Here is an 18390-nt window from a genome sequence, read left to right on the forward strand (position 1 = left end):
AAGCGATCAGATCAGTATACCGCTATTCAGTAATGCGGCGATAGACCGTCGGTGTCTCTTTTGGTGCGCTGTCGCCCATCGCAATGGCCGCTTTCACCGCCTGCGCAGCCTCTTGCCAGCTGGCTTCGTCTTTAGCGTGGATAACCGCCAGCGGGCGCTGACCATCAACGCGTTCGCCCAGACGCACCATCTCGGTAAAGCCCACGCTGTAATCAATAGTGTCCGACGCCTGGCGACGACCACCGCCCATCGACACCACCGCCATGCCCAGCGCGCGCGTATCCATCGCCGTGATAAAGCCTTCATCATCGGCGTACACCGCTTTACTCAGCGTCGCGGTAGGCAGGTATTTGGCATAGTTTTCCACAAAATCGTGCGGCCCTTTTTGCGCCGCAACCATACGACCAAAAACCTCAGCCGCTTTACCGTTATCCAGCACCGCTTGCAGCTTCGCTCGCGCGTCGGCGTCATCTTTCGCCAGTTTGCCGGAGATCAGCATCTCCACGCACAGCGCCATGGTGACGTCAAACAAGCGCGGATTGCGGTATTCACCAGTCAGGAACTGCACCGCTTCGCGTACTTCCACTGCGTTGCCCGCGCTGGAAGCCAGCACCTGGTTCATATCGGTCAGCAGCGCGGTAGTCCGCACGCCCGCGCCGTTGGCAACGCCAACAATCGCTTCCGCCAGTTGTTCAGAGAGGGCGTAAGTCGGCATAAATGCCCCGCTCCCCACTTTGACGTCCATCACCAGCGCATCAAGCCCCTCGGCCAGTTTTTTGGCGAGGATAGAAGCGGTGATTAACGGAATAGAGTCCACCGTCGCGGTGATATCGCGGGTGGCGTAGAAACGTTTATCCGCCGGTGCCAGCGAATTGGTCTGGCCGATAATCGCCACACCAACATCCTTAATAATCTCGCGAAAACGGTTATCTTCCGGGAAGATATCAAACCCCGGGATCGCTTCCAGTTTGTCGAGCGTGCCGCCAGTATGGCCAAGGCCACGCCCGGAAATCATCGGAATATAACCGCCGCAGGCCGCCACCATCGGGCCAAGCATCAACGAGGTAACATCGCCCACGCCGCCGGTCGAGTGTTTGTCCACCACCGGTCCGTTAAGATCGAGCGGTTTCCAGTCCAGAACAGTGCCTGAATCTCGCATCGCCATGGTCAGCGAAACACGCTCCGGCATCGTCATGTCGTGGAAGAAAATGGTCATTGCCAGAGCAGCAATCTGCCCTTCAGAAACGGTGTTATCGCGTATTCCGTTGATAAAGAAACGGATTTCTTCATCACTCAGCGCGAGACCATCGCGTTTTTTTCGAATAATTTCTTGAGCGAGAAACAAGGTAACCCCCTGAGGAATAAAGCCGGAAAATCCATTGAGGCCGGGTAACAATGCGCTACCCGGCAATGACAAATTAATAGCTGCTTGCGCTCTTACCGTCGCCGTGGCCCAACGCTTTCAGCAGGCTTGCCAGCAGGCTGGAGGCACCAAATCGGTAATGACGGGCATCGGCCCAATCGGCACCAAACAGGTCGTCAGCAATGGCGAGATACTGCTGCGCATCTTCCGCGCTACGTACGCCACCAGCCGGTTTAAAACCAACGGTTTTCTCAACGCCCATATCGCGAATCACTTCCATCATGATACGTGCGCTTTCCGGGGTCGCGTTTACCGGCACTTTACCGGTCGACGTTTTAATGAAATCTGCACCGGCTTTAATGGCGATTTCAGACGCTTTACGGATCAATGCTTCCGTTTTCAGCTCACCGGTTTCAATAATCACTTTCAGCAGCACGTTCGCCGCCGCGCAAGCCTCTTTACAGGCTTTCACCAGCTCGAAACCTACCTGCTCGTTACCGGCGATCAGCGCACGGTACGGGAACACCACATCAACTTCATCCGCGCCGTAAGCAATGGCGGCGCGTGTTTCAGCCAGCGCGATGTCGATATCGTCGTTACCATGCGGGAAGTTGGTCACGGTTGCGATACGCACATCCGGCGTACCTTGTGCGTTCAGGGTTTTGCGCGCAATCGGGATAAAACGCGGGTAGATACAGATGGCGGCGGTGTTGCCCACCGGGGTTTTTGCCTGATGACACAGGGCGATGACTTTCTCGTTGGTGTCATCGTCGTTCAGGGTGGTCAGGTCCATCAGTTTCAGCGCACGCAGGCTGCTTGCCGTTAAATCACTCATAATTCTCTCCGACGGCGTAATGCCGGTTTTCTGTTCGGGTTTGTTAGTATTTTAACATCAACCCACATTCACACTTCGACACCCATCACAGTTAATGAAAGTTAAATTCACGTTTGCAAAACCATAATGGGACATTGATCAAACTTTTAAATTCACATCAGTAATGATTGCGCTGACAGGGGGCGGGATCAAAAGCGACAAACAACTGGCTCCGTACACTCATCGCCATCACTCAAGGAAATAAGAGGAACGATGATGTCCCCGTCTGTTGATCCTTTATTGCTGTCACGCTGCCAGCAGATTGTTACCAGCCCAACACTCACACCGGAACAAAAACGCCACTTCCTGGCGCTGGAAGCGGAAAACGCCCTGCCCTATCCGGCGTTGCCGCAAGCGGCACGCGCAGCACTTGATGAGGGCGCCATCTGCGATATGTTTGAAGGCCACGCCCCTTACAAACCGCGTTATGTGCTGCCGGATTACGCTAAATTTCTTGCTAACGGTTCCGCCTGGCTCGAGCTGGAAGGGGCAAAAGATCTTGATGACGCCCTCTCGTTGCTGACGATCCTCTACCACCATGTTCCATCAGTGACATCAATGCCTGTTTATCTCGGCCAGCTTGATGCCCTGCTACAACCATATGTGAGAATTCTAACACAACAGGAAGTCGATATCCGCATAAAACGTTTCTGGCGCTACCTCGACAGAACGCTGCCAGACGCCTTTATGCATGCCAATATTGGCCCATTCGACACTCCGATTACGCGTGCTATTTTACGCGCTGATGCAGAACTGAAGCAGGTTGCGCCAAACTTAACCTTTATCTATGACCCGGATATTACGCCGGATGATCTGCTACTGGAGGTGGCGCGTAATATCTGCGAGTGCAGCAAACCGCACATCGCCAACGGCCCGGTGCATGATAATATTTTCACAAAAGGCGGTTATGGCATTGTGAGTTGCTATAACTCTCTGCCGCTGGGCGGCGGCGGCAGTACGCTGGTACGCCTCAATCTGAAAGTGATCGCGGAACGCAGCGTGTCGCTGGAGGATTTCTTCACCCATCAATTGCCACACTATTGCCAGCAGCAAATGGCAATTATTGATGCCCGCTGCGACTTTCTGTATCAGCAATCCGGCTTCTTTGAGCATAGCTTCCTTGTGCAGGAAGGGCTGATTTCTGCCGACCGTTTTGTGCCCATGTTTGGTATGTATGGGCTGGCCGAAGCGGTCAATATGCTTTGTGAAAAAGCCGGTCTCGCCGCACGCTACGGCAAAGATGAACAAGCCAACGCACTTGGTTATCGCATCAGTGAACAACTGGCGAACTTTGTGGCAAACACGCCGGTAAAACACGGCTGGCGGCAGCGCGCCATGCTCCATGCGCAATCGGGTATTAGCTCCGACACCGACACCACGCCAGGCGCGCGGCTGCCTTATGGCGACGAGCCGGATCCGATTACCCATCTGCTCGCCGTCGCACCGCATCATGCGTGGTATCAGGCCGGGATCAGCGATATTTTGACCCTCGATGAAACGGTGAAACGCAACCCGCAAGCCGTTGTCCAGCTCTGCCTTGGTGCGTTTAAAGCTGGCATGCGCGAGTTCACCGCTAACGTAGCCGGTAACGATCTGGTTCGCGTCACCGGTTACATGGTGCGCCTGTCAGATCTCAGGAAATTCCGTGCCGAAGGCTCACGCACCAATACCACCTGGCTGGGTGAAGAGGCAGCGCGTAACACGCATATTCTGGAACGACAACCCCGCGTGGTCAGCCATGAACAGCAGATGCGCTTTCGTCAGTAAAATCCTCCCTTTCTCCTGCGTGGACGGGCCAGGCAGCCGGGTGGCACTGTTTTTACAGGGCTGCAATATGCGCTGTAAAAACTGCCATAACCCGTGGACCATTGGCCACTGCAACCACTGCGGCGATTGTGTCGCAGGTTGCCCACAGCACGCGCTCTCCATAAATGGAGGGCAAGTGGAATGGAACGCTGCGCGTTGCGAGCAGTGCGACACTTGCCTGCGCATGTGCCCGCAGCACGCCACGCCGATGGCGCAGAGCATGACGGTTGAACAGGTTGTGGCGCAGATTCGCAAAGTGGCGCTGTTTATTGAAGGCATCACCGTCAGCGGCGGCGAAGCAACGCTGCAACTGCCCTTTTTGCATGCGCTGTTCTCCGCATTACGCGATGACGCACAACTGCGCCATCTGAATTATCTGGTGGACAGTAACGGGTTACTCAGCGAAACCGGCTGGCGCAAGCTGTTGCCGGTCTGCGACGGCGCGATGATCGATCTCAAAGCCTGGGGCAATGCGCGGCACCGTTTTCTCACCGGACGGGATAACGTGCAGGTGAAAGCCAGCCTGCGGCTACTGGCAGCAGAGAAGAAATTAGCGGAGCTGCGCCTGCTGGTGATCCCGGAACAAAGCGATTATCTGGTACATATCGATGCGCTGGCCGCCTTTATTCATCAACTCGGCGAGGTGCCAGTGCGGCTTAATGCCTTTCATGCGCATGGCGTGTACGGTGAGGCGCAGACATGGCGCAGCGCCACGCCAGAAGATGTGGAGCCGCTGGCGCAGGCGCTACTGGAGCGCGGTGTGAAAACCGTGCTGCGCCCGGCGCTATATCTGTAGCGCAAAGAGCCGCTGCGTGTTTTCCAGCAGTGCGTGCGCGATGACATCCGGCGCTTCGCGGCGTAGCTCGCACAACGTATCGAACACCTGCGCGGCACGCTCTGGCCGATTGGGCTGGCCCTGAAAACCATTGAGCGGCATATCCGGCGCATCCGTTTCCAGCAGTAATGCAGAAAGCGGCAACTGCGCCATTACGTCACGGGTTTTACTGGCGCGCGGGTAGGTAATGGTGCCGCCCACGCCGATGCAATAGCCCAGTTCAACAAAGCGCTGCGCCTGTTGCAGGCTACCGGCGAAACCATGCACCACGCCACGGCGAGGTAAATCATGTTTTTTTAAATGCATCGCCAGCTTGTCATGCGTGCGGCGTGAATGGAGGATCACCGGCAGATCAAAGCGTTTTGCCAATTTTAGTTGCGCGTCTAACACCTGCTGCTGGCGCTCAAACTGCGGATCGTCGCGGTAAAGATCGAGGCCAATTTCCCCTATCGCCACCACTTTCTCGGGCTTTGCCGCGAGCATCTGTTCAAGCCGTTGCAGGCTTTCCTCGCTGTGCTCTTCAATCACAATCGGGTGTAGCCCCAGCGCGGCATAGAGTGCGGTATGCTGGCGTGCTAAGTGGCAAACGCGATCAAAATAACGGGCGGCGATCGCCGGAACAATAATGCGCTCCACGCCGGCGTCGCCCGCACGGGCGATACTCGCTGCTTCATCGCCGGCAAACGGCGGGAAATCGAAATGACAGTGGGTATCGGTAAAGCGGAAACTCACGCCGTATCCTCTTTATTGATGGGTAAATCGTTGGCCTGCACGACGCTGACCAGCGGCGTATCCAGCGCGTCGTTGGCCACCGCAGCCGGTGGAACAACACGCGTCGCAGGCGCGATAATCGGCGAGTGGCGCACCAGCGGCGCGGTTTCCGCCAGCAATTTGCCCACCGTCGCCAGGAAATAGCGCCCGCACAAACGCCCGATTTTATAATCCTCGCGCAGCGCCGGTAAACGGCTGCCCAGCGCCATGCTCTTCAACAACTTAGGTGGATAAATTTCAAAAATACGCAGTTTACCCGGCGGTGCTTCGATAAAGCGTTGGATCGCCAGGTAACTTTTCTCATGGTGCTGCACCAGATTGATTAAGGATTGCAGGCTGCTCTCTCCCAGCCAGCGTTCCATCCGTTTGAACCACTGGGGCGTATAGTACATTTGTGACGGTACGGTACGGATCACCACAATCGTGTTCGCGCCGCGTTTTGCCGCCTCCTGCACCGGAATGGCATCGCTGACACCGCCGTCGAGATAATTAATGCCATCAAGCATCACGCCCGGACGATAAAAGCCGGGGATCGCGCTGGAAGCACGAATCAAATCGAGCCATGTCTGATGAGTAGGGGAGAAATAGGCTGCGGAGTAATCATCCTGCCGACAGGCGCACATGTAAAACTCTTTGCCCGCATCGAAAATCCGCGCGGCGTAGTCCATGGCCAGCGGCATCTGGCTTGAGGTCGATTCAACCAGCCAGTCGAGATCGATAAGATTGCCGCCGCGCACAAAGCGCACCGGATTGAAAAATTCCCGCGACGTGGTGTAGCGCATGATCACTTTGCGTGCGTAGCCAGGTTGATTGCAGACATAAGCGGAAAGGTTTTGCGCACCGGCAGAGCTGCCGAAATAGAGATCGAAAGGATTAAATTCCGCACGCATAAACTCGTCCAGAACGCCAGCGGTAAAAATACCCCGCTGTCCACCGCCCTCGCATACGAGCGCGAGCCGACCCGGACGAAAGGGTTTTAACGCCAGCGGCGCGATGTTGCCGAGCGTAACGGGAATATGCTGGCCCACTCTGCTTTCCTTAATTGATGCGCTGAATATCTCAAAGTAGCGCACTTTTCCCGCAGCCGAAACAGCAAAGCCAGCCACAAGGACTGGCTTTAATGTAACCGAAATTTAAGCGTGTAATACGCTATGGACGCCGACGACCCATAAACAGGCTGACGAGGAACAGGATAATACCGACGATAAAGACAATTTTCGCGGCCCCTGCTGCCGTACCCGCAAGACCACCAAAGCCCAGTGCGGCGGCAATTAACGCGATAACCAGAAATATAATGCCCCAACGAAACATAAAACTCTCCTTTACCATAGTTAATTTCAACCGCTTAAGATGAGCGCTCAGGATGCCCACCGGCGATGTTTTTCCTGGTACGTGCTTGTCATACCCGGCTTGCACCGGGTAGTGACGTTTTCAGGATTAGTTACTTCACTTTGAGATCGTTCTTCACGCTTTTAACGCCGTCGATTGCTTTGGCGATACTTTCAGCGCGTTCACTTTGTGCCTGTGAATCTACGGTACCGGACAACTGCACCACGCCATCGGTGGTTTCAACCTTCACCTTACGGGAAGGGACAACATCGTCGGCCAGCAGTTTTGCTTTGATTTCACTGGTGGTAGCGGTATCACCCGCATAACCTTTCATGGTCTTGTTTTTGCCGTCACGCACATGCAGCTTATCGCTCACAGAAGCCACGCCCTCGACGCCTTTTGCGACGGAGACGGCTTTTTCTGCCTGCGCCTGGCTTTCAACGAAGCCGCTCAGCGTAACCACGTTTTTGTCCGTTTTAACGGAGATGTCCGTACTTTTAATGTCTTCATGATCCACCAGCGCCGCTTTGACTTTCGCGGTGATGGTGCTGTCATCCATGAAACCACCGACTTTATTCATTGAGCTATCGATTGATTCCCCTGCACTGGAAGCAGCATTTTGCGCTTTGTCGGTGGTAGTCTCCGCAGCGAATGCGGAACCACTTGCCAGAACAGAGCCCAGCATTACGGCCAGCAGAGTTTTGGAAATAGTCAGTTTTTTCATAGTCATCGATGTTCTTCCTGTTGGTTTGCCCACTATTTGGGCCACAAGCAGCAACGTGTGCCGCTCTACTGCTGTGGTGAAAACCACCCAATTCAGCAACTGATGGCGCGTTTACAATCCTGTCGCACATCGTGCTAAAGCAGTTGTTAATATTCCTTTGTGAAGAAATGAGTGGATAAAAGACTCTACCTCACGCATTGAACAGGACTTTTATCCACCCGATTTGTCATCACTTTGTTAAATATAGATCACAATCGACAAAAATCATGGCCAGGTGGGTAAAAAACGAACAAATGGAGGCGAAATGACGGGTTTTAAGAACAATCCGCAAGGGGCTAATTAGACAGGAGAAGTGACAGAGCACGGCGTCTACCGTGCTCTGCAGAAGGATTAATGCTCGCGAGTTTTGTGGAAAGTCACTTCCGGATAGCGTTCCTGTGTCAGATTCAGGTTTACCATCGTTGGGGCGATGTAGGTCAGGTTATCACCGCCATCGAGCGCAAGCTGGATTTCGTTCTTGCGTTTGAATTCCTCGAATTTCTTCACGTCAGTGCTTTCAACCCAGCGCGCTGTCGCCACGTTCACAGACTCGTACACCGCTTCCACGTTGTATTCGCTCTTCAGACGGGAAACCACCACGTCAAACTGCAGGACACCCACCGCGCCGACAATCAGATCGTTGTTGGCGATAGGACGGAACACCTGCACCGCGCCCTCTTCTGAAAGCTGAACCAGACCTTTGAGGAGCTGTTTCTGCTTCAGCGGGTCACGCAGGCGAATACGGCGGAACAACTCCGGTGCGAAGTTCGGAATACCGGTGAACTTCATCATTTCGCCCTGGGTGAAGGTGTCACCAATCTGGATCGTCCCGTGGTTATGCAGACCAATAATGTCACCCGGGTAGGCTTCTTCTACATGCGAGCGATCTCCAGCCATAAAGGTTAAGGCATCCGAGATAATCACATCTTTGCCGGTGCGCACCTGGCGCAGCTTCATGCCCTTTTCATAACGGCCAGAAACCACGCGCATAAACGCCACGCGGTCGCGGTGTTTCGGGTCCATGTTGGCCTGAATTTTAAAGACAAAGCCAGTGAATTTGTCATCATCTGCTTTCACTTCGCGGGTGTCGGTTTTACGTGGCATTGGCGCAGGCGCCCATTCCACCAGACCATCCAGCATATGATCGACGCCGAAGTTACCCAGCGCTGTACCAAAGAAGACCGGCGTGATTTCGCCGCTCAGGAACAGCTCTTTATCGAACTCGTTCGATGCGCCCTGCACCAGCTCCAGCTCATCACGCAGCTGCTGTGCCAGATCTTCGCCCACGGCTTTATCCAGATCCGGGTTGTTCAGGCCTTTAACGATGCGCACTTCCTGAATGGTGTGCCCCTGCCCTGTCTGATACAGGTAGGTTTCATCTTTATAAAGGTGATAAACGCCCTTGAACAACTTACCGCAGCCAATCGGCCAGGTAATCGGCGCACAGGCGATCTTCAGCTCGTTTTCCACTTCATCCAGCAGCTCCATCGGATCGCGGATGTCACGGTCGAGTTTGTTCATAAAGGTCAGGATCGGCGTATCGCGCAGACGGGTGACTTCCATCAGCTTACGGGTCCGATCTTCAACCCCTTTTGCCGCATCGATAACCATCAGGCAGCAGTCCACCGCCGTCAGTGTGCGGTAGGTATCTTCGGAGAAGTCTTCGTGCCCCGGGGTATCCAGCAGATTGACCAGGCTGGTTTTATACGGGAACTGCATCACGGAGGTGGTAATAGAGATACCACGCTGCTTTTCCATCTCCATCCAGTCGGATTTTGCGTGCTGGCTGGAGCCGCGGCCTTTTACCGTACCGGCGGTTTGAATCGCCTGTCCGAACAGCAACACCTTTTCAGTGATGGTGGTTTTACCGGCATCGGGGTGCGAGATGATAGCGAACGTGCGGCGCTTTGCTACCTCTTGTAAATAAGGAGACAACGTCATAATGAAATCTTCTGTGTAATTGCGCGGCCTGAGGCCTCGCGATGAAATACGAAAAATGCGGCTATTGTACTCAACGGCGGAGTGCAGACAATCAATGTTTACACAGGAGTTGCTCCAGTTCGTTCAGGGACGTGACGGTCCAGGTCGGGTTGATACCTTCAGGCAGCGCGCGATCGTGCGCATTCAACCAGCAGGTCGAAAGCCCGGCGTTAATGCCGCCGAGGATGTCGGATTCCGCCGTATCGCCAACCATCAACACGCGGGCGCGATCCGGATTACCCGCTTTTTGCAGCGCGTAATCAAAAATCTTCGTATCGGGCTTCGCCACACCGACTTCTTCGGAAATCACTAATAAATCAAAATAGTCGCGAAGACCGGTACGTTCCAGGCGAATTTGCTGCAAGGCGGTGAAACCGTTAGTGATGATGCCGAGTTTCGCTTTGCCTTTCAGGCTGTTCAGTAATGATACTGCGCCTGGCAGTGGTGCGCAGATTTCGGCCATCGCATTCAGAAATGCGTCGTTAAGCGAACCAGCAGGGACGTTCAGGCGTTCAGACCAGCTCTGAAAGCGCTGGGTCTGCAACTGCAATGCGCTGATAGCACCGTTCTGGTAATCCACCCATAGCGGTTTGTTAACAGCTTGATATTCTGCAAAATCCTGATCGGTGAATGTCACGCTATAGTCAAGAAACATCCGTTGTAAGCCGCCAAACGCATCAAAGCTAAACAGCGTTTCGTCAGCATCAAAGAGTATCCAGTCCCATTTCATTACATCACCTTTTTAAATTGCTAAAGCCATCACTATCGCGTCTTCACGCCCATTGGCAGTGGGGTAATAGTTACGGCGAATGGTCGCTTCGTTAAAACCTAAACTTTCGTACAGTGCGATAGCACCAACGTTAGAGGCGCGGACTTCCAGCCACAGCGTCAGCACGTCGCGAGCTTCCAGTTCATGAATCAGATGTTCCAGCAACTGACGCCCCAACCCTTTACGCTGCCAGGCCGGATCAACGGCGATGTTAAACAGCGTGGCTTCATCAAGCACCACCTGGGTAATGGCAAATGCGGCCATTTCATTCCCGACCATCAACCGGTAGTTGAGATAGCGTTCGCCCTGATTACTGGCCAGCGTTTTTTCGCTCCAGGGGAAGGCATGCGCCCGTGTTTCTATTTGGTATGCGCGGGCTAAATCAGCCGTGCTGAGGGAAGAAATCGTGTTCATGTTCGCAGATTTGTTGCCATAACGCGGCGCGAGCCGCAGGGTTTGTGCGTAGCTCATCAACCGTCGGCGTCACAACCTGAACACCCGCCAACGTCTGCTGCGCTTCAACACCCAACCACCAGCTGTTGCACTGGCTTTCGGGCGGTAGCATGGCGACACGATCGGGCGTCAACTGGAGGACTTGATCTTCTGTCACGGTTAGCGCACGCAGCACATCGCTGACCAACGGATCGCTCAGCGTCGGCAAAGTTGGTGAAACCATCACCAACCGGATATGCGCGGGCAGCGAAATAGCAATTTCCCCCTGCAGCGCCGCCGGGCGTCGCAAGGTCCACTGGGTAATGCCCAGTTGCTGTAATTGCCAGTCGCGTCGGGAAGTCATGGTGAAACACTCCTGTATCAGGCGCGCAAATATAACAAACTCGACGAAATTGCGCCATCAACACGCAGCCAGTAAAGACGCAACGCGTAAGATAACGGGCATACACAAAATCATTCATACTGCGCCGAGGCGGCAAGAATGAGGCTCCCGTGGAGATTAACCGGGGGATGAAGACGCAGCCAACAAAGAGGCAGTTTGAAGGATAACGTGTATAATCGCCGCCTGAATTTAAAGAGGAACCATTCATGTCTGCTTATACCCCGGCAAGTGAAGTCTTGCTGCGCCACAGTGACGATTTCGAACCAAGCCGTATTTTATTTGCCGGCGATTTGCAGGATGACCTGCCCGCTCGCCTGGACACCGCTGAAAGCCGTGCCTGGACGCAACAATTCCATCAGTGGCAGACCTTAAGCCCGCAGATGGGTGAACACGCCCGTTATAGCCTGGTCGCCGATAGCGAGACCGTCGGTAACAGCGACACGCTTATTTACTACTGGCCGAAAAATAAACCGGAAGCCCTGTTTCAGTTGATGAACCTGCTGTCGCTACTGCCAGTGGGCAGCGACATTTTTGTGGTGGGCGAAAATCGTAGCGGTGTGCGCAGTGCCGAACAGATGCTGGCCGAGTTTTGTCCACTGAATAAAGTCGATAGCGCCCGTCGCTGTGGGCTGTACCACGGTCGTCTTGAGAAGCAGCCGCAGTTCGATGCGAACAGTTTCTGGGGCGAATACATGCTGGATAACCTGACGATTAAAACCCTGCCGGGCGTATTCAGTCGCGACGGTCTGGATGTCGGTAGCCAGCTTCTGCTGTCGACGCTTACGCCGCATACCAAGGGGAAAGTGTTGGATGTGGGCTGTGGCGCGGGTGTGCTCGCAACGGTCCTGGCCAGCCATTCGCCGAAAGTGCGCCTGACGCTGTGCGATGTTTCCGCCCCGGCGGTAGAAGCCAGCCGCGCAACGCTTGCGGCGAACGGTTTTGAAGGTGACGTTTTCGCCAGCAATGTCTTCTCGGAAGTCACGGGTCGCTTTGACATGATCATCTCCAATCCTCCATTCCACGATGGTTTGCAAACCAGCCAGGAAGCCGCGCAAACGCTGATTCGCGGTGCGGTACGCCATCTGAACAGCGGTGGCGAGCTGCGAATTGTTGCAAACGCCTTCCTGCCTTACCCGGATGTGCTGGATCAAACGTTTGGTTTCCATGAAGTCATTGCGCAGACCGGCCGATTCAAAGTGTACCGTACGGTAATGACGCGCCAGGCGTTAAAATAACCCGCAGGCCCGGTGGAATCCTTCATCGGGCAAATTTCACCACCTCGTCACGACGCGCCCATTTTTACAGCGATCAGCCTCAGTCTGTGCAATTAACTATTGACGAAAAGTTGAAAACATCTAGAATGCGCCTCCGTGGTAACGATACTTCAAGAGTATCGATGGTATGCGAAGGTGGCGGAATTGGTAGACGCGCTAGCTTCAGGTGTTAGTGTCCTTACGGACGTGGGGGTTCAAGTCCCCCCCCTCGCACCATAAACCACGTTGATATCGCTCGCACTGTGCGAAGGTGGCGGAATTGGTAGACGCGCTAGCTTCAGGTGTTAGTGTTCTTACGGACGTGGGGGTTCAAGTCCCCCCCCTCGCACCAACGAGGCGATATCAAAAAGTAAGATGACTGTGCGAAGGTGGCGGAATTGGTAGACGCGCTAGCTTCAGGTGTTAGTGTCCTTACGGACGTGGGGGTTCAAGTCCCCCCCCTCGCACCAGATATCTTATTCTCTCCCTGTATTACTCCCCTGTTACATCATCTTTAGATTCAACAGCATCAGCATCATTGCGCCAACCAGAGCAACGCCTGAAGGCAATAAAATAAAATGGCGTAAACGCTTATGGTAAAGCATGGCGGGTGTCAGTAGTAAGCCCAGAACAATCACCATTCGCCACGCATTGGCTGATAAATCCGCCAGCATCAGCACCGCAACAATCACTCCAGGCACCACAATTCCCCAGCCACTTCCCAGCGCTCGCTGCAACATGGTTTCATCTCTCAAACCGATAATGATAACCAATATCATATGATATCTTTTCTCAATTGTCAGCCTGCGGTCATACGGTCGTATGAAGATTACTCATCATCTAATGACAGTCATTCAGGAAGGTGATAAATTAAGCGCTGCTTAAATCTAAATCCAAATCACTAATTTTTCGCAATGACAGTTTCATTGCGTTACTTCTTTTTTCCTTTGACTCATAGCGCAGTAGTATATTGCGGATAAATAACGATTTTTAGGTATGACATTACAAACCTGGCAATCTCTATGTAATAAGAGATATCGATTGTCCCTACGACTCTTTTTACTGCTCAACGCAATCTCAGCTTTGTTCTCTATTGCTCTGCCGCTCTATAATCAGCGCGCGTTCACGTTTCCCGTGTGCGCTATCTTTGCGGCGAGCATTGTGCTGCCCGTCTGGCAAAAGTGTTATCCAAAAACAAAAATCACTATCACATTCATCTCACTTATATTTGGCTGCCTGTGGGCATGGCATGTGATAACCAAAGTCAGGTTACTTAATGACAACGCCTCTACCTACCTGCTTATAGCCTTGCTAAGCGTGCTTTTTATCGGCTCGATCGCTTTTTCAAATAACATTGTCGCCTTTTTGCTGCACTCTTTGCCGGTCTTCGTGACATGTCTGTGGTTTAGCGAAGGGGAAAGCGCAATCAGGCTTATTTACACCTTTGCGCTGCCAGTGTTGGGGATCTCTATCCAGCATGCGATCCAAAAACGTAACGATAGTTTTGCCCTTGCGCTGATGAACCGCCTGATGCAGGAGCGTAAAACGCTAAACGATCTGAGCATGCTTGACCCACTAACCGGCCTGTACAACCGTCGTGGTTTGCAACACAAACTTGATAACTTGCTGGCCGTTGATGAGAGTTCGCGTTTCGTACTGCTGCTCGATATTGACCACTTCAAAGCCTACAACGACCACTACGGACACATGATGGGCGATCAGGCGCTTATCCGTGTTTCCGCTGCTTTACGCGACGCCGTGCGCTCCCGTGATATCGTCGCGCGCTTTGGCGGTGAAGAGTTTATGATCCTGCTGAATAACGTTGATGTTGAGCAGGCTCGCCTTACCGGAGAGCGCATCCGCCAGAAAGTGTACGATTTAAAAATCCCGCATATGTTTAACGAAAGCGTCGCCACAAACGTCACGATCAGTATCGGGATCGCGCCACTTGTCGATCACGATATTGATGCGGCGCTTTCGCTCGCCGATAAAGCGTTATATGAAGCCAAACATTTAGGTCGTAATAACATTCTGGTGAGTGGCGAGCTGCGGGTCGCCTGAGGCGCGCTCAGCGCTAACTTTTCGATAAAAATGTTGCTATCGATTTTACCTCTAGCTAGGATTAGCAATCATTATCATTTAGATTTGCTATCGGCTGGCGCTATGACCTATCGCACCGCATCGATCACCGAAAACATTATCTGGCGAAGCCGACTCACCGATGAGCGTGATTCGCTGGCAAATGCCATGCGGGAAACCATCGCCAGCACCCGTGAGTATTTGCTCGATTTTATTCGTCTGAATGAACCCGCGCCGTACCAAGCAATGACACTGGCTGAGTGGGCGCAGCCTGCCGCATTACAGTCACTTATCGCCACCTACTCCGATCATATTTACCGCAACCAGTTGACGCAGCAACGTGAAAATAAACCGTTGCTGTCGTTATGGGCACAGTGGTATCTCGGGCTGCTGGTACCGCCACTATTATTGACGTTGCTGACGCAAAAAAGCGCCCCTAGTCTCTCCCCGGAACATTTTCATGCCGAGTTCCATGAAACCGGCCGCGCCGCGTGTTTCTGGATTGATGTGCAACGGGATAATAAGTTGTCGTCATGCAACGACGCGCAGCGTATATGCGCATTAACGACGCAGGCGATCCTCCCGGTAGTTCAGGCGCTGGAAGCCACCGGCGATATCAACGGTAAACTTATCTGGAGCAATACCGGCTATCTGATTAACTGGAGCCTGGGGGAACTCATCCCAAAACTAGGTGAAACGCGTGTTGCCGCACTTCGCCAGCTTTGCTTTTTCGAAAAGCAGCTCGCTGACGGCAGTGATAACCCTTTGTGGCGCACAGTTGTTCTGCGCGACGGCGCTCTGGTGCGTCGCACTTGCTGCCAGCGCTATCGCCTGCCCGATGTTCAGCAGTGCGGTGACTGTACGCTGAAATAAGCAGAGGGCGATAAATCGCCCTCTTCGTTTTTATTCGACACCATCACGCAACCTGCTTATCTTCCTCTGCGCGTTGTGCCTCTTCAGCTTCCTGTTCCAGCAACTGTTTCTCATACACTTTGAAGAACGGGTAGTAAATTATCGCAGACACACAGGCCAGCAGAACGACAAGGATCGCCGCGCGGAAATCCCAACCTAACGCCCATGCACCGCCAATCGGCGCTGGCGCTGTCCAGGGTACGACCGAGATGACGCGGCCAATCAGATCCAGTTTCATTGCCGCCCAGGCAATAATTGCATTAAGAGTCGGAGCCAGCAGGAATGGGATAAAGAACACAGGGTTCATGACGATGGGGGTACCGAAAATAACCGGCTCGTTGATGTTGAACAAACTCGGTACCACGCTCAAACGCCCGATCGAACGCAAATGCACCGAGCGGCTACGCAAGTAGCAGAACACCAGCCCCATGGTCGCCCCGGATCCGCCAATCACAATAAAGAATGTCCAGAACGCTTCCATAAAGATATGCGGTAACGGTGCACCTTGCGCCAGCGCACTCTGGTTAAGCCCGAGGTTCGTTAACCAGAACATCTGCAGCATCCCGGAAACAATCGCCGCACCATGAATACCCGCAAACCACAATAAATGGCCGATGATCACCGCCAGCAAAATCGCAGGTAGCGAGTCCGCCGCCGCCACCAGTGGTTTGAATAGCGCCATAATGGCTTGCGGAATTAACATGTTGAACTGCGTCTGGATAAGCAGGCTCAGCGGATAAAGGGTAAGCACCACGACCAAAACCGGGATCAGCAAATCAAAAGAGTTTTTGATCATTGGCGGCACCTGGTCTGGCAAACGGATGCCTATATTGTGCGCTTTCAGAAAACGCATCATTTCAACGCAGTAAACAGCCACCAGGATCGCGGTAAAAATACCGGTACCGCCCAGACTATCAACTGGCAATGTGCCGTTGGTTTTCGGTGCTGCGACCAGTAAAAAAGCCATCAGGGACAACATCGCGCACATAAACGGATCCAGCTGATGCGACTTCACATAATGTTTACCGAGATTGTAAGCAATCGCCGCACAGATATAGATAGACATAATGCCCATCGTCATATCAAAAGGCGTAAGGATCCGCCCTTCATAATGCTTCGCCAGGTCCAGCCATGTCCGGGCAAAACCCCAGGTCGTATCTGGCGAAAATGGAGGGTATGCAAATACCAGCAAGAATGAGCCCACTATCATAAACGGCATCGCGGAGATAAAACCGTCGCGAATCGCCATAACATGACGCTGGGAAGAGATGCGTCCGGCTACCGGACTGACATAATTTTCTATAAACCGGAAAATAAGATTAAACGCAGCATGGTTGGCAGACATAATAGATCTCCTATCAGGCTAACAAAGTAAGCGCATCAGCAACCGTTCTGCCGTGCAGCGATCCATGTTTTTGACGTGAAACCATGCAGGTTTTCGAACCAGCATTACAGCAAAGTTGAGTAGGTTTCATAGACGGCTCTTTTTTAATTTTATGAACAGAGGGAAATGACAAAATGAGTATTAACCCGGCTTGTTAACACTGCAACCGGTTACTGTAACCGGTTTCCGCGATTGTGAAGAGGATCGAGAATCTGGCAGTAAGATGTTTGTTATGCCCGGTTATTTACACGCATAACAGGCTTGTGACAGATTAATGGCGGTCATTTGCTGGAGAACATCATGAGTTTGCAGTCCGTACGGCAGTTCTTTGCCGATAACGCCCCCGACATCGATATTATTGAACTTAACCAAAGTACAGCGACCGTGGCACTCGCCGCCGCCGCGCATAATGTCGAACCAGGGCAAATCGCAAAGACACTGTCGTTAAAAGTGAAAAACGAAGTGATATTGGTCGTCGCGAAAGGTGATGCACGCCTTGATAATAAAAAACTAAAAAATACCTTTGGCGCGAAAGCCCGAATGCTAAGCAGTGATGAGGTCGTCACCATTACCGGACATCCAGTCGGTGGTGTCTGCCCGTTTGGGCTGGAAAACCCGTTGCAGGTATATTGTGACGTGTCGTTAAAACGCTATCAGGAAGTGTTACCGGCCGCGGGAGCAATTCACAGCGCGATTCGTATTTCTCCCGACAGAATGGCGCAATTAACACACGCGAAATGGATTGATGTGTGTCTGTAGTTGCCTAACAAAGCGCCAGGGATAGCCTGGCGCAGTTCCCAAAAAAACGTTTACATTAACTCCGATGCGGCCCGCGCGCAGGGCGGCTTCCATGTCAGAATATCCGCCGCATCAAGCAAACCGACATCTGATGTGACCCCCAGCTTTGCCATTGCGTTGAATTTATGCGCCCGAATAGTTTTCACATTACGATCCAGCTGCGATGCAATTTCGGCAACAGAAAACCCCCGCGTCATGTAGTCCAGAATTTCCCTTTCTGTCGGGCTGAGCATACGACACTGGCTCACATACCAATGGTTAATCATGTTTTCGTTAATGCGCCGCGTCTCCCCAAACAACGTGACCAACTCCTCCAGTAGCACAGCAAGGGGGGATGATTTACTTAATATCCCGTGTAACCGTGAGGGTGAGAGATGCCCAACCAGCCGCGCTTCACGGTTATCTCCCGCTAATACAATGCGTTGCATTCCTGGATGAGAAAGGGAGAGTAAATGCAGACACATCAGGCATTCCAGCCGTTCTTTCCGTTGACCAAAAAGGGAATAGATGACGGAAAAAAACGAAGTCTGTTTCAGCGCCTGCCGAAACGCCGAATGATCTTTAAAAAAATAAAATTGATAGTGATTAATAGCAGATTCATCAAATAAATGTCGTAGGCCCTCCCCGCTCATTATGCAT

General features: G+C 52.9%; 19 protein-coding genes and 3 tRNA genes. 9 read left to right on the forward strand and 13 right to left on the reverse strand.

The window, feature by feature from the left end:
• Positions 1-22: 22 nt before the first annotated feature.
• Both deoA and deoC read right to left on the reverse strand, forming a co-directional pair.
• Positions 23-1345, reverse strand: a complete 1323-nt coding sequence (deoA, locus tag O3S68_RS19675; RefSeq protein WP_097406942.1) for a thymidine phosphorylase — start codon at positions 1343-1345, stop codon at positions 23-25.
• Positions 1346-1418: 73 nt separating this feature from the next.
• Positions 1419-2198, reverse strand: a complete 780-nt coding sequence (deoC, locus tag O3S68_RS19680; protein ID WP_269232266.1) for a deoxyribose-phosphate aldolase — start codon at positions 2196-2198, stop codon at positions 1419-1421.
• A gap of 255 nt (positions 2199-2453) precedes the next feature.
• Here deoC and O3S68_RS19685 point away from each other — a divergent pair, with 255 nt between their 5' ends.
• Together O3S68_RS19685 and O3S68_RS19690 are read left to right on the forward strand one after the other, a co-directional pair.
• A complete protein-coding gene (locus tag O3S68_RS19685; protein WP_269232332.1) occupies positions 2454-4004 on the forward strand; it encodes a YjjI family glycine radical enzyme in 1551 nt (516 codons plus the stop codon).
• Positions 3976-4839: a YjjW family glycine radical enzyme activase gene (locus tag O3S68_RS19690; protein WP_269232267.1), complete on the forward strand. Its 864-nt coding sequence runs from the start codon at positions 3976-3978 to the stop codon at positions 4837-4839. The genes O3S68_RS19685 and O3S68_RS19690 overlap by 29 nt, the downstream gene beginning before the upstream one ends.
• Here O3S68_RS19690 and O3S68_RS19695 read toward each other — a convergent pair.
• From O3S68_RS19695 to O3S68_RS19730, 8 genes are all read right to left on the reverse strand, one after another.
• Positions 4828-5610, reverse strand: coding sequence for a TatD family hydrolase (locus O3S68_RS19695; protein WP_269232268.1), 783 nt, complete (start codon positions 5608-5610; stop codon positions 4828-4830). The genes O3S68_RS19690 and O3S68_RS19695 overlap by 12 nt on opposite strands.
• The gene (locus O3S68_RS19700) at positions 5607-6677 is read right to left on the reverse strand and encodes a patatin-like phospholipase family protein (protein WP_269232269.1); all 1071 of its coding nucleotides are present in this window, start codon (positions 6675-6677) and stop codon (positions 5607-5609) included. The genes O3S68_RS19695 and O3S68_RS19700 overlap by 4 nt, the downstream gene beginning before the upstream one ends.
• 121 nt (positions 6678-6798) lie before the next feature.
• Entirely contained in the window at positions 6799-6960 is a 162-nt protein-coding gene (locus O3S68_RS19705; protein WP_007373037.1) for a DUF1328 domain-containing protein, read from the reverse strand.
• Positions 6961-7090: 130 nt separating this feature from the next.
• Positions 7091-7708 (reverse strand): molecular chaperone OsmY, encoded by a 618-nt coding sequence (gene osmY / locus O3S68_RS19710; protein ID WP_269232270.1) that lies wholly within the window; start codon positions 7706-7708, stop codon positions 7091-7093.
• Positions 7709-8092: 384 nt separating this feature from the next.
• Positions 8093-9682, reverse strand: coding sequence for a peptide chain release factor 3 (gene prfC, locus O3S68_RS19715; RefSeq protein WP_020456461.1), 1590 nt, complete (start codon positions 9680-9682; stop codon positions 8093-8095).
• Between the two features lie 91 nt (positions 9683-9773).
• Positions 9774-10451, reverse strand: coding sequence for a pyrimidine 5'-nucleotidase (gene yjjG, locus O3S68_RS19720; RefSeq protein ID WP_269232271.1), 678 nt, complete (start codon positions 10449-10451; stop codon positions 9774-9776).
• A 12-nt stretch (positions 10452-10463) separates the two neighbouring features.
• On the reverse strand, positions 10464-10904 hold the full coding sequence (gene rimI, locus O3S68_RS19725; RefSeq protein ID WP_020456459.1) for a ribosomal protein S18-alanine N-acetyltransferase: 441 nt from the start codon (positions 10902-10904) through the stop codon (positions 10464-10466).
• On the reverse strand, positions 10873-11286 hold the full coding sequence (locus O3S68_RS19730) for a DNA polymerase III subunit psi (RefSeq protein ID WP_269232272.1): 414 nt from the start codon (positions 11284-11286) through the stop codon (positions 10873-10875). The genes rimI and O3S68_RS19730 overlap by 32 nt, the downstream gene beginning before the upstream one ends.
• 245 nt (positions 11287-11531) lie before the next feature.
• Here O3S68_RS19730 and rsmC point away from each other — a divergent pair, with 245 nt between their 5' ends.
• The 4 genes from rsmC to O3S68_RS19750 all read left to right on the forward strand — a co-directional run bounded on the left by rsmC (position 11532) and on the right by O3S68_RS19750 (position 13048).
• Complete coding sequence (gene rsmC / locus O3S68_RS19735) at positions 11532-12560, forward strand: 16S rRNA (guanine(1207)-N(2))-methyltransferase RsmC (protein ID WP_097406935.1); 1029 nt, start codon at positions 11532-11534, stop codon at positions 12558-12560.
• Positions 12561-12728: 168 nt separating this feature from the next.
• Positions 12729-12815 (forward strand) — tRNA-Leu (locus tag O3S68_RS19740).
• A gap of 28 nt (positions 12816-12843) precedes the next feature.
• Positions 12844-12930: transfer RNA gene (locus tag O3S68_RS19745), tRNA-Leu, on the forward strand.
• A gap of 31 nt (positions 12931-12961) precedes the next feature.
• Positions 12962-13048: transfer RNA gene (locus tag O3S68_RS19750), tRNA-Leu, on the forward strand.
• 33 nt (positions 13049-13081) lie between these two features.
• On the opposite strand, the gene O3S68_RS19755 is transcribed toward O3S68_RS19750, so the two are convergent.
• The gene (locus tag O3S68_RS19755; protein ID WP_269232273.1) at positions 13082-13357 is read right to left on the reverse strand and encodes a DUF1435 domain-containing protein; all 276 of its coding nucleotides are present in this window, start codon (positions 13355-13357) and stop codon (positions 13082-13084) included.
• A gap of 217 nt (positions 13358-13574) precedes the next feature.
• On the opposite strand from O3S68_RS19755, the gene O3S68_RS19760 reads away from it, so the two are divergent.
• Both O3S68_RS19760 and fhuF read left to right on the forward strand, forming a co-directional pair.
• Entirely contained in the window at positions 13575-14639 is a 1065-nt protein-coding gene (locus O3S68_RS19760) for a GGDEF domain-containing protein (RefSeq protein WP_269232274.1), read from the forward strand.
• A 102-nt stretch (positions 14640-14741) separates the two neighbouring features.
• Entirely contained in the window at positions 14742-15530 is a 789-nt protein-coding gene (fhuF, locus tag O3S68_RS19765; protein WP_269232275.1) for a siderophore-iron reductase FhuF, read from the forward strand.
• A gap of 43 nt (positions 15531-15573) precedes the next feature.
• Here fhuF and O3S68_RS19770 read toward each other — a convergent pair whose 3' ends face one another.
• Positions 15574-16914: a PTS sugar transporter subunit IIC gene (locus O3S68_RS19770; protein WP_269232276.1), complete on the reverse strand. Its 1341-nt coding sequence runs from the start codon at positions 16912-16914 to the stop codon at positions 15574-15576.
• 339 nt (positions 16915-17253) lie between these two features.
• On the opposite strand from O3S68_RS19770, the gene O3S68_RS19775 reads away from it, so the two are divergent.
• The gene (locus O3S68_RS19775) at positions 17254-17712 is read left to right on the forward strand and encodes a YbaK/EbsC family protein (protein ID WP_020456452.1); all 459 of its coding nucleotides are present in this window, start codon (positions 17254-17256) and stop codon (positions 17710-17712) included.
• A gap of 50 nt (positions 17713-17762) precedes the next feature.
• Here the strand turns inward: O3S68_RS19775 and bglJ are convergent, their stop codons facing one another.
• The gene (gene bglJ, locus O3S68_RS19780) at positions 17763-18383 is read right to left on the reverse strand and encodes a DNA-binding transcriptional activator BglJ (protein ID WP_097407451.1); all 621 of its coding nucleotides are present in this window, start codon (positions 18381-18383) and stop codon (positions 17763-17765) included.
• Positions 18384-18390 lie beyond the last annotated feature (7 nt).

The organism is Kosakonia sp. SOY2, from assembly GCF_027109175.1.
Lineage (GTDB): Bacteria > Pseudomonadota > Gammaproteobacteria > Enterobacterales > Enterobacteriaceae > Kosakonia.

Excerpts from the sequence above, each read along its gene's own strand:
- O3S68_RS19690 (WP_269232267.1), top strand. The coding sequence starts at position 3,976 with ATGAACAGCAGATGCGCTTTCGTCAGTAAAATCCTCCCTTTCTCCTGC.
- rimI (WP_020456459.1), bottom strand. The coding sequence starts at position 10,904 with ATGAACACGATTTCTTCCCTCAGCACGGCTGATTTAGCCCGCGCATAC.
- osmY (WP_269232270.1), bottom strand. The coding sequence starts at position 7,708 with ATGACTATGAAAAAACTGACTATTTCCAAAACTCTGCTGGCCGTAATG.
- yjjG (WP_269232271.1), bottom strand. The coding sequence starts at position 10,451 with ATGAAATGGGACTGGATACTCTTTGATGCTGACGAAACGCTGTTTAGC.
- O3S68_RS19705 (WP_007373037.1), bottom strand. The coding sequence starts at position 6,960 with ATGTTTCGTTGGGGCATTATATTTCTGGTTATCGCGTTAATTGCCGCC.
- prfC (WP_020456461.1), bottom strand. The coding sequence starts at position 9,682 with ATGACGTTGTCTCCTTATTTACAAGAGGTAGCAAAGCGCCGCACGTTC.
- fhuF (WP_269232275.1), top strand. The coding sequence starts at position 14,742 with ATGACCTATCGCACCGCATCGATCACCGAAAACATTATCTGGCGAAGC.
- deoC (WP_269232266.1), bottom strand. The coding sequence starts at position 2,198 with ATGAGTGATTTAACGGCAAGCAGCCTGCGTGCGCTGAAACTGATGGAC.
- O3S68_RS19685 (WP_269232332.1), top strand. The coding sequence starts at position 2,454 with ATGTCCCCGTCTGTTGATCCTTTATTGCTGTCACGCTGCCAGCAGATT.
- bglJ (WP_097407451.1), bottom strand. The coding sequence starts at position 18,383 with ATGAGCGGGGAGGGCCTACGACATTTATTTGATGAATCTGCTATTAAT.
- O3S68_RS19775 (WP_020456452.1), top strand. The coding sequence starts at position 17,254 with ATGAGTTTGCAGTCCGTACGGCAGTTCTTTGCCGATAACGCCCCCGAC.
- O3S68_RS19755 (WP_269232273.1), bottom strand. The coding sequence starts at position 13,357 with ATGATATTGGTTATCATTATCGGTTTGAGAGATGAAACCATGTTGCAG.
- O3S68_RS19730 (WP_269232272.1), bottom strand. The coding sequence starts at position 11,286 with ATGACTTCCCGACGCGACTGGCAATTACAGCAACTGGGCATTACCCAG.
- O3S68_RS19760 (WP_269232274.1), top strand. The coding sequence starts at position 13,575 with ATGACATTACAAACCTGGCAATCTCTATGTAATAAGAGATATCGATTG.
- O3S68_RS19770 (WP_269232276.1), bottom strand. The coding sequence starts at position 16,914 with ATGTCTGCCAACCATGCTGCGTTTAATCTTATTTTCCGGTTTATAGAA.
- rsmC (WP_097406935.1), top strand. The coding sequence starts at position 11,532 with ATGTCTGCTTATACCCCGGCAAGTGAAGTCTTGCTGCGCCACAGTGAC.